The organism is Capnocytophaga sp. CM59 (assembly GCF_000293175.1).
Classification (GTDB): Bacteria; Bacteroidota; Bacteroidia; order Flavobacteriales; family Flavobacteriaceae; genus Capnocytophaga; species Capnocytophaga granulosa.
This window is the reverse complement of sequence record NZ_ALNN01000051.1, coordinates 1-2,590: the sequence shown is the minus strand read 5'-3', so window position 1 is coordinate 2,590 and position 2,590 is coordinate 1. Positions and strand designations below refer to the sequence as shown.

3 protein-coding genes and 2 pseudogenes are annotated in these 2,590 nt (G+C 33.6%); all 5 read left to right on the top strand.

All coding sequences use genetic code 11. The features are described 5' to 3' along the window. Positions 1–161 precede the first annotated feature (161 nt). A pseudogene (locus HMPREF1154_RS13895) lies at positions 162–329 on the top strand (IS1595 family transposase); the annotation flags it as partial. A 44-nt stretch (positions 330–373) separates the two neighbouring features. Continuing rightward, positions 374–568, top strand: coding sequence for a zinc ribbon domain-containing protein (locus HMPREF1154_RS13890; RefSeq protein ID WP_157231276.1), 195 nt, complete (start codon positions 374–376; stop codon positions 566–568). 27 nt (positions 569–595) lie between these two features. Next, positions 596–820 carry a hypothetical protein gene (locus HMPREF1154_RS13405; protein WP_157231275.1) on the top strand — a complete coding sequence of 75 codons (225 nt, stop codon included), beginning with the start codon at positions 596–598 and terminating at the stop codon, positions 818–820. A 102-nt stretch (positions 821–922) separates the two neighbouring features. Continuing rightward, entirely contained in the window at positions 923–2,179 is a 1,257-nt protein-coding gene (locus HMPREF1154_RS10340) for a fibronectin type III domain-containing protein (RefSeq protein WP_009642539.1), read from the top strand. 67 nt (positions 2,180–2,246) lie between these two features. Then, positions 2,247–2,590, top strand: a pseudogene (locus tag HMPREF1154_RS10335) (IS1595 family transposase); the annotation flags it as partial.

The window sequence follows — 2,590 nt, the reverse complement described above, 5'->3', positions numbered from 1 at the left end:
GTCAAAATAATCTCATATATTTGCACTCTGAAAATTAATGTATTATGGAATTATTTAAGGGACAAAGCCTCTTAGAGTTTACTGAACGCTTTAAAACAGACTTAGATTGCGAAGAATAGCTAGCTTCTTTAAAGTGGGAAGATGGATATTGCTGTCGCAAATTACGAGGTATATATTCTTGGGTATCAGAGTTTAATATAGACCGCTATTTAGCTGAGTATAGTTTTAGAATCAATCGCTCACAAAATAAAGATACTATCTTTAACAAATTAATGAAAAGAATTGGAGAACGTTCTCCCGTTTCCCAAAGTCAATTAGTATGTAACTAAATAGACACCTCAAATAATTAATTAGTAACTAAAAATTTTACTATATGAATCTTACAAATTGCCCCGCTTGTCAAAAGCAAATCAGTATTTCAGCAGAAACGTGTCCTCATTGTGGACATCCTATTAAAAAAATAAGAGAGCAAAAAAACTCTCTTGTAACAATGATTGTTATTATTCTTGTATGTTTAATAGCGTTTCTTTGTTATCAAATTGCAAGTTTTATTCAAATGAGTAATTAAACTTGTTTAAACTTTAAAAAAGATTGATTGAAAGAGAACCTATTTTCCAACCTCAGTTGGTATGCCCTTAACTTGACATCTCAATTCATTTATTTTCCGATGGGGCGATTGCGTTATTTTTTGAATGGAAATGACCGTTGGTTAAAGGAAAAACAGTATTTCGGTCTGCCAAAGTTTAAAGAATGGTGGGATAAAGCCGCTTATGCCGAATATTATTTATCAGAATGTGAATATGAAGGCCTCTCTCCATAATTCATAATTCGTAATAATTTCGTAATTCGTAATTATTTATTATCTTTGTCGCCTAAAAATGAATACGATACCTATCGTATTTGCTATAATAAATGAAATAATATGAAACTAATAAAAGATCTTCAAAAAGGTACTTATCTGTTATTGATGATAGTAGCCTTAGTTGTTATCAGTTGCTCAAAAAATGATAACAACTCAATTGATACTGAATCTCCTATACTGGCTACTATTACCAAAATTGAAACTACTGCTTTTGATACCGCTACTATTACGTGGGATCTAACTACTGATGGGCAAACTGATGCTAAAGAGCTCACTTATCAGCTGTTATGGCAGATGAGGGGTAGTAGTGAGGTGAAAAATAGCGGTACCCCAAAAGCTCTTTTCAGCACTTATAAGCTTACAGGGCTTACCGAGAAAACTACTTACCGCGTATGGGTAAAGGTATGGGACAAAGCAGGTAACACTACTGAGTATCTCGTACAGGAGTTCACTACCCCTGCTAAGCCTATCAATCCTACTGGACTTGATACAACAAACTATATACAGCTTACTACCGAGAAAAAAGTAGGAGAAATAATAAGCTTTTCTATTGATGGTGATAAAATAGACAAAAAAGGGTTTTGGATTGACTTCAACAACAATGGTAAATGGGACGAAGGGATAGATGTTCTACCAAAGTTCGAAGGTTATCTTGATTATACCCTAAAATCTCAAACTTTTAGAATATATGGTAAAGTTATTGAGTTATTTTGCGAATACCTAGAGCTTACAGACTTGAATATTAGTCATAACCCTTTTTTGAGGACGTTATTGGTTGAAAATAATAAACTTCCATCTATTAAAAACTTAGAGCATATAACAGTGTTATCTTTGGATAGTCATACTATGCTCAATAGCACTCTCCCTACTAATCTTTCTTTTTTGGATATAACCGAAACCACTGCTATTCCTGCTTTTGATGTTAAAGCATTCAAAAATCTTACAGTATTACTTATAAACGGATGTAAAAGTATCCATAGCTTAGACCTTAGCCAAAACCCGCAACTTGTCCGTTTAGAAATTAACAACACCAATATCACTACTTTAGACCTTTCTAAGCAACCTAATCTTGCAATATTACACGCTTCAGAAGCTCCCCTTACAAGCGTAAACATACAAGAAAATACTGAGTTACATTGGGTATTACTTGAGCTTACAAAAGATGGTAAAGGGCTTATGGGGACTGCCCTTCTCGACTTTATTAAAGCCTTACCCACAAAAAAAGTTGGTGCTGTGGCTAATATTAAACTAAGCCCAGCCCAACAAACAGATGTTGTAAAAAGCCTTTTGCAAAGTAAACACTGGGAAATTTATTAATTTGTTAATTATTTAATTGAGGTGTCAAAATAATTTCATATATTTGCACTCTGAAAATGAATGTATTATGGAATTATTTAAGGGACAAAGCCTCTTAGAGTTTACTGAACGCTTTAAAACAGACTTAGATTGCGAAGAATACTTAGCTTCCATAAAATGGGAAAAAGGGTATTGTTGTCGCAAATGTGGTCATAAAAAACACCAAGTCAGAAAAGATCTTTCACGCACTTGTAATATCTGTGGAGATACAGAAAGTCCTACTGCTGGAACACTATTTCATAGACTAAAATTTGGGTTACGTAAAGCATTTTTTATATGTTTTGAAATGACAACAACAACTAAAGGGTTATCAGCCTCACAAGTTGCTCGTCGTTATGAAATTAGTCGTCAGACTGCACATTATTTTATGCA